The sequence below is a fragment of the Streptomyces sp. BF23-19 genome, assembly GCF_041106355.1.
GTDB classification, from domain to species: Bacteria; Actinomycetota; Actinomycetes; order Streptomycetales; family Streptomycetaceae; genus Streptomyces; species Streptomyces virginiae_A.
Window position 1 is genome coordinate 1 of the sequence record NZ_JBGBPT010000089.1, and the last position, 6,939, is coordinate 6,939.

The 6,939-nt window shown below is 71.1% G+C and carries 6 protein-coding genes and 1 pseudogene; 5 read left to right on the forward strand and 2 right to left on the reverse strand.

Annotated elements, in window-relative coordinates; all coding sequences use genetic code 11:
• From AB8A24_RS35425 to AB8A24_RS35445, 5 genes and pseudogenes are all read left to right on the forward strand, one after another.
• A pseudogene (locus tag AB8A24_RS35425) lies at window positions 1-320 on the forward strand (hypothetical protein); the annotation flags it as partial.
• Between the two features lie 266 nt (window positions 321-586).
• Complete coding sequence (locus tag AB8A24_RS35430) at window positions 587-1,429, forward strand: nitrilase-related carbon-nitrogen hydrolase (RefSeq protein ID WP_328960958.1); 843 nt, start codon at window positions 587-589, stop codon at window positions 1,427-1,429.
• The gene (locus tag AB8A24_RS35435) at window positions 1,426-2,718 is read left to right on the forward strand and encodes an aspartate aminotransferase family protein (RefSeq protein WP_369478557.1); all 1,293 of its coding nucleotides are present in this window, start codon (window positions 1,426-1,428) and stop codon (window positions 2,716-2,718) included. Before AB8A24_RS35430 ends, AB8A24_RS35435 begins: the two co-directional genes overlap by 4 nt.
• Before the next feature lie 13 nt (window positions 2,719-2,731).
• Window positions 2,732-4,132 carry a dihydropyrimidinase gene (gene hydA, locus AB8A24_RS35440; protein WP_328960956.1) on the forward strand — a complete coding sequence of 467 codons (1,401 nt, stop codon included), beginning with the start codon at window positions 2,732-2,734 and terminating at the stop codon, window positions 4,130-4,132.
• 18 nt (window positions 4,133-4,150) lie between these two features.
• Complete coding sequence (locus AB8A24_RS35445; protein ID WP_328960955.1) at window positions 4,151-5,152, forward strand: TIGR03842 family LLM class F420-dependent oxidoreductase; 1,002 nt, start codon at window positions 4,151-4,153, stop codon at window positions 5,150-5,152.
• Window positions 5,153-5,266: 114 nt separating this feature from the next.
• Here AB8A24_RS35445 and AB8A24_RS35450 read toward each other — a convergent pair whose 3' ends face one another.
• Window positions 5,267-6,688, reverse strand: coding sequence for an FAD-dependent monooxygenase (locus tag AB8A24_RS35450; RefSeq protein WP_328960954.1), 1,422 nt, complete (start codon window positions 6,686-6,688; stop codon window positions 5,267-5,269).
• On the reverse strand, window positions 6,685-6,939 hold a 255-nt coding region (locus tag AB8A24_RS35455), incomplete at its 5' end, for a hypothetical protein (RefSeq protein WP_369478558.1). The genes AB8A24_RS35450 and AB8A24_RS35455, both read right to left, overlap by 4 nt.

Genomic DNA, 6,939 nt, shown 5'->3' on the forward strand with positions numbered 1-6,939 from the left:
TGCGGGTCGTGCCGGGCCAGGCCCGCCGCCTCCTCGGCGGTGCGCACCCGGACGAAGGCGCCGAGCAAGGCGTCGCCCGCCCGGCCTCCGAGGTCGCGGACGCGGCACTCGCCCTCGACGGCGCCGGCCGGATCCGCGAGGCCGACGCCCTGCTCGGCGCCTTCGTCCGGGTGCGCACCGCCGAGGAGGCGGCGGGCCTGGCCCGGCACGACCCGCAGTGGTTCGCCCCGAGGCTGCTCCGGGCGGCCCGGGCGCTGCCCGGACCCCGGCACCGCGACCTCCTCCACGCGCTGCGGGTGGCGGGCATCGCAGGTGCCTAGGGGGCGCCTTGGGGGCGCCGGGGCAGGGCGGGCTCGCGGTGGTCGGCACCGCTCCTTGATCCGCCCCGACCGGGCAAGACACCCCCTAGGGGCACTTAACCCGCCCGTCTCCTGACCGCATTCGACCGCTGGGCGACGTAACGTGATCGACTACTCCAACCGCGCACGGCGCTCTTGCCCCACGCTGTGACGAGGCCTACGTTCTACTCCCTACGCATACCGTCTACGTGCGTAGAACTCGGCGTTCCCGTCGCGAGGAGCAGCTCATGGCCCAAGTCGTCCGCGCCGCGCTGGTCCAGGCCACCTGGACCGGAGACACCGATTCGATGATCGCCAAACATGAGGAGTACGCCCGCCGGGCAGCCGCCGAAGGCGCGCAGATCATCGGCTTCCAAGAGGTCTTCAACGCCCCCTACTTCTGCCAGGTCCAGGAGCCCGAGCACTACGCGTGGGCCGAGGCCGTCCCCGACGGCCCGACCGTACGCCGTATGCAGGACCTCGCCCGCGAGACCGGCATGGTGATCGTCGTACCGGTCTTCGAGCTGGAGAGCGAGGGCTTCTACTACAACACCGCCGCCGTCATCGACGCCGACGGCAGCTACCTGGGCAAGTACCGCAAGCACCACATCCCCCAGGTCAAAGGCTTCTGGGAGAAGTACTACTTCCGTCCGGGCAACCTCGGCTGGCCCGTCTTCGACACCGCCGTCGGCAAGATCGGCGTCTACATCTGCTACGACCGCCACTTCCCCGAGGGATGGCGCCAACTGGGCCTGGCCGGAGCCCAGCTGGTCTACAACCCCTCCGCCACCTCCCGAGGCCTGTCCGCGTACCTGTGGCAGCTGGAGCAGCCGGCCTCGGCCGTCGCCAACGAGTACTTCATCGCCGCGATCAACCGGGTGGGCCAGGAGGAGTACGGCGACAACGACTTCTACGGCACCAGCTACTTCGTCGACCCGCGCGGTCAGTTCGTCGGGGACGTCGCCAGCGACAAGGACGAGGAACTCGTCGTCCGCGACCTCGACTTCGGCCTGATCAAGGAGGTCCGCGACCAGTGGGCCTTCTACCGCGACCGCCGTCCCGACGCCTACGGAGGACTCGTACAGCCGTGACCAACCCGACCCCGCTCCACAGCCGCCACCGCACCGTCCTGCCCGACTGGCTCGCGCTCTACTACAAGCACCCCATCGAGCTCACCCACGGCGAGGGCCGCCACGTCTGGGACGCCGACGGCAACCGCTACCTCGACTTCTTCGGCGGCATCCTCACCACGATGACCGCCCACGCCCTGCCCGAGGTCACCAAGGCCGTGTCCGAGCAGGCCGGGCGGATCATCCACTCCTCCACGCTCTACCTCAACCGGCCGATGATCGAGCTGGCCGAGCGGGTCGCCGCCCTCTCCGGCATCCCCGACGCCCGGGTCTTCTTCACCACCTCCGGCACCGAGGCCAACGACACCGCCCTGCTGCTCGCGACCACGTACCGCCGCTCCAACCAGATCCTGGCGATGCGCAACAGCTACCACGGCCGGTCCTTCTCCACCGTCTCGATCACCGGGAACCGAGGCTGGTCCCCGACCAGCCTCTCCCCGCTGCAGACGTACTACGTCCACGGCGCGGTCCGCACCCGCGGCCCCCTCGCCCACCTGGACGACGCCGCCTTCACCGCGGCCGCCGTCGCGGACCTGGAGGACGTGCTCGGCCAGGCCCGCGGGGGAGTGGCCGCCCTCATCGCCGAACCCGTCCAGGGCGTCGGCGGGTTCACCTCCCCGCCCGACGGCCTCTACGGAGCCTTCCTCGAGGTGCTGGACCGCCACGGCATCCTGTGGATCAGCGACGAGGTGCAGACCGGCTGGGGACGCACCGGCGACAACTTCTGGGGCTGGCAGGCCCACGCCCAGAACGGCCCGCCGGACATCCTCACCTTCGCCAAGGGCATCGGCAACGGCATGTCCATCGGCGGGGTCGTGGCCCGCGCCGAGGTGATGAACTGCCTGGACTCCAACTCCATCTCCACCTTCGGCGGCTCCCCGGTCACCATGGCGGCCGGCGTCGCCAACCTCGCGTACCTGCTGGAGCACGACCTCCAGGGCAACGCCCGCCGCGTCGGCGGCCTGCTCCTGGAGCGGCTGCGCGCGATCGCGGCCACCGTGCCCGCCGTACGGGAGGTCCGCGGTCGAGGCCTGATGGCCGGCCTCGAACTCACCAGGCCGGGCACCGACGAGGCCGACCCGGACGCGGCCGCGGCCGTCCTGGAGGCGGCCCGCGAGGGCGGTCTGCTGCTCGGCAAGGGGGGCGGGTACAACACCAGCGTGCTGCGCATCGCGCCGCCGCTCTCCCTCACCGTCGCCGAGGCGGAAGAGGGCGCCGAGATCCTCGAACAGGCCTTGCGCAGCATTTGAGTAGGGGGATCACATGAGCATCCGCACCCTGATCCGCGGCGGCCTCGTCGTCACCGCCTCCGACGAACTGCACGCGGACGTCCTGATCGAGGACGGCCGCGTGGCGGCGCTGGCCGCACACGGCTCGGCGGCCGCCGAGGCCTGGACGGCCGACCGCACGATCGACGCGACCGGGAAGTACGTCATCCCCGGCGGGGTCGACGCGCACACCCACATGGAACTTCCCTTCGGAGGCACGTCGGCCTCCGACACCTTCGAGACCGGAACCAGAGCCGCCGCCTGGGGCGGCACCACCACGATCGTCGACTTCGCCGTGCAGAGCGTGGGCCACTCCCTGCGCGAGGGGCTCGACACCTGGTACGCCAAGGCCGACGGCAACTGCGCCGTCGACTACGCCTTCCACATGATCCTCTCGGACGTCAACGAGAGAACGCTCAAGGAGATGGACCACCTCGTCGGCGAGGGCGTCACCTCCTTCAAGCTGTTCATGGCCTACCCCGGGGTCTTCTACAGCGACGACGGGCAGATCCTGCGCGCCATGCAGCGGGGTGCCGCCAACGGCGGGCTGATCATGATGCACGCCGAGAACGGCATCGCGATCGACGTCCTCGTCGAACAGGCCCTCGCCCGTGGGGAGACCGACCCGCGCCACCACGGCGAGGTCCGCAAGGTCCTGCTGGAGGCGGAGGCCACCCATCGCGCGATCCAGCTGGCGCGGGTCGCGGGCGCCCCGCTGTACGTGGTCCACGTCTCGGCGGAGGAGGCGGTCGCCGAACTGGCCGCCGCCCGCGACAAGGGGCTCCCGGTCTTCGGGGAGACCTGTCCGCAGTATCTGTTCCTGTCCACGGACAACCTGGAGGAGCCCGACTTCCAGGGCGCCAAGTACGTCTGCTCCACCCCGCTGCGGCCGAAGGAACACCAGGCGGCACTGTGGCGGGGCCTGCGGACCAACGACCTCCAGGTGGTCTCCACCGACCACTGCCCCTTCTGCTTCCGGGGCCAGAAGGAACTGGGCCGGGGCGACTTCTCCAAGATCCCCAACGGGCTGCCGGGGGTGGAGAACCGGATGGACCTCCTCCACCAGGCCGTCCTGGACGGGCACATCAGCCGCCGACGCTGGATCGAGATCGCGTGCGCGAGCCCGGCCCGGATGTTCGGCCTCTACCCGCAGAAGGGCACCATCGCGCCGGGCTCCGACGCCGACATCGTCCTCTACGATCCGCACGCCGAGCAGGTCATCTCCGCCGAGACGCACCACATGAACGTGGACTACTCGGCGTACGAGGGCAGGCGGATCACCGGACGCGTCGACACCGTGCTCTCGCGCGGCGAACTCGTCATCGACCAGCGCGAATTCACCGGCCGGGCCGGCCACGGGGCCTTCGTCCCCCGCTCCACCTGCCAGTACCTGTAAAGCTCAAGGAGCCGCCCCATGGACTTCGGCCTCGTCCTGCAGACCGACCCGCCCGCCTCCCAGGTCATCAGCCTCATGAAGCGCGCCGAGCGCAACGGCTTCCGCTACGGCTGGACCTTCGACTCGGCGGTCCTCTGGCAGGAGCCGTTCGTCATCTACAGCCAGATCCTGGAACACACCCGCAAGCTGCACATCGGCCCCATGGTCACCAACCCCGGCACCCGCACCTGGGAAGTGACCGCCTCCACCTTCGCCACCCTCAACGACATGTTCGGCAACCGCACCGTCTGCGGGATCGGGCGCGGGGACTCGGCGATGCGGGTCGCCGGACGCAAGCCCAACACCCTGGCTCGCCTGGGCGAGGCCATCGACGTCATCCGGGACCTGGCCGAGGGTCGCGAAGCCCTGGTGGACGGCAACCCGATCCGCCTGCCGTGGGTCCGCGAGGGGAAGCTCCCCGTGTGGATGGCGGCGTACGGGCCCAAGGCCCTGGCCCTGGCCGGGGAGAAGGCCGACGGGTTCATCCTCCAGCTCGCCGACCTCTACCTCACCGAGTGGATGGTCAAGTCGGTCCGCGAGGCCGCCGTCGCGGCCGGCCGCGACCCGGCGGAGATCACCATCTGCGTGGCGGCGCCCGCGTACGTGAGCGAGGACCTCGCGCACGCCCGCGACCAGTGCCGCTGGTTCGGCGGAATGGTCGGCAACCACGTCGCCGACCTCGTCGGCCGCTACGGCGAGCACTCCTCGATGGTTCCCGACGAGCTCACCGAGTACATCAAGGCCCGCCAGGGCTACGACTACAGCCACCACGGCCGGGCCGGGAACCCGTCCACCGACTTCGTCCCCGACGAGATCGTCGACCGCTTCTGCCTGCTGGGGCCGGCCGAGGCGCACATCGAGAAGCTGCGGGCCCTGCGCGACCTGGGCGTCGACCAGTTCGCCGTCTACGACATGCACGACGCGCGGGAGGCCACGATCGACGCGTACGGCCAGCACATCATTCCGGTGCTGCGCGACTGACCTTCCGCACCCGCCCAGCAAGCCGCCTCCCCGCCGGGCACACCGCCCGTGCGGGGGAGGCGGCTCGCTCTGCCGGTCGCGGTCGCGGCCGGAGGGGTGTTGGCGAGGCCGGATTCAGGTCCGTGAGGTCTCTCGGTGCGGCAGGCCGTCCAGGAGCTCGCGTTCGGCCGAGCTGAACTGAGGGTGGTCGAGCCGAGGACGCAACGGGCCGATGAGGGCGGCCAACAGCACGCCGGGTCTGACCAGGGAAGCGGGCGGAGCCTGGAGCGCCAGGACGTCGGTCAGGGCCGTGGCGGCACGGAACGATCCGGTCGCCGTGCGGGACAGGCGGCTGACGTAGCGGCGGAGAAGGCGGTCGGTGAGCTTCGGGCGCTTGCCCCGGGTGGTCGTGAAATGGATGTCCTGACCGGTGGCAAGGGCCCAAGCGGTGTTCACGGGCCGGGCGATGGCGCGCTGCGCGCGGTGGGCCAGGTCGAGGGTCGGGCCGGTCGCGAGCAGGTCGCGCAGCGCGAGGGCGCCCAGCGCTGCCACCGACATGCCCTGTGCGTAGACAGGGTTGAAGGTGGCGACGGAATCCCCCAGTGCCACCAGGCCGTCGGGCCGCGCGCCGAGCCGTTCGTAGTGGTAGCGCCGATTCGCGGTGCTGTGGGTGACGCTGACATCGCCGAGCGGTTCGGCGTGCTGCAGCAGGTCGGCCAGGATGGGGTGGCGCAGCGTACGGGCGAAGGGCTCGAAATGCTCGGCGGCGCGGGTGGGCTCCCCGCCGGGGGCTCCCATCAGGCTGACGTGCCAGCGGTCGCCGTCGATCGGCAGAATGCCGCCGGCCTTGGCGGGCTGCCGCAGAAGCGGGTCGGCCTGCACGCCGACGACCGGCCAGCCGCGTGTGGGGACCGGGGCCCGGTAGAGGCGGCTCGCATAGACCATGCCGGAGTCGAGACGCTCCTCGGCGAGGCCGGTGAGTCCGAGCCGGGCAAGCCACCGGGGCAGCCGGGAGGCCCGGCCGGAGGCGTCGATGACCAGGTCGGCCCGCAGTTCCGCCTCGATGCCGTCGGCACCACGCAGTCGTACGCCCTTGACGGCATGGCGGTCGCCGAGCAGCCCCACCACCTTGGTGTGCGTACGGACGGTGACCCGCAAGTCCTTCAGGACCTCCTCGCGGACCACGAGGTCTGTCAGGTCCCGGCTCGCGGTGATCACGTAGTGGGTGGCGCGCTGCCAGCGCCGGTACCAACCCTCGGGCGAGTAGATCACCATGTCGGTGGTCACCGGTATGCGGTGGGCGCCCGCGGCCATCAACAGGTCGATGCTGCCTGGCAGCAGGGCGTCGATGGCCTCTGCGCCGCCGGCCTGCAGCCAGTGGATATGGGCGGCTTGGGGAACCCCGGTGCGCGGTTCGGGCCCTGCGGGCAACTCGTGGGCCTCGAGGATCTCGACGGAATCGACATGTTCCTTGACCGCTGCTGCCGCGAGCATGCCGGCGAGGCTGCCCCCGATGATGACGACACGCCTGGGGGCGTGGCTCGTGGCTCGGCTCATGGCGGGCTGCCTTCTGCGCGGGCGCGATGGTGCGCATGGACGTTCCGGACCGCGGGCGAAGCGAGCGCCAGGAACAGCGGAACCGAGTCCCCGGCGCGCAACTCCGATGTCGAAGTGGCGTCTTGCAGGGACTCGGTATGCGTCCACTGCCGCTCGCGAGCGGCCCGGATCATGGTCGCATCCGCGGCGACCGCCGCGGAAGAACCACCCGTCCACGTGCGTCCGGGGCGGCGGCCGACGGCTGCCGCCCC

Coding starts and splice junctions, on each gene's coding strand:
- AB8A24_RS35430 (WP_328960958.1), top strand. CDS start 587: ATGGCCCAAGTCGTCCGCGCCGCGCTGGTCCAGGCCACCTGGACCGGA.
- hydA (WP_328960956.1), top strand. CDS start 2,732: ATGAGCATCCGCACCCTGATCCGCGGCGGCCTCGTCGTCACCGCCTCC.
- AB8A24_RS35445 (WP_328960955.1), top strand. CDS start 4,151: ATGGACTTCGGCCTCGTCCTGCAGACCGACCCGCCCGCCTCCCAGGTC.
- AB8A24_RS35450 (WP_328960954.1), bottom strand. CDS start 6,688: ATGAGCCGAGCCACGAGCCACGCCCCCAGGCGTGTCGTCATCATCGGG.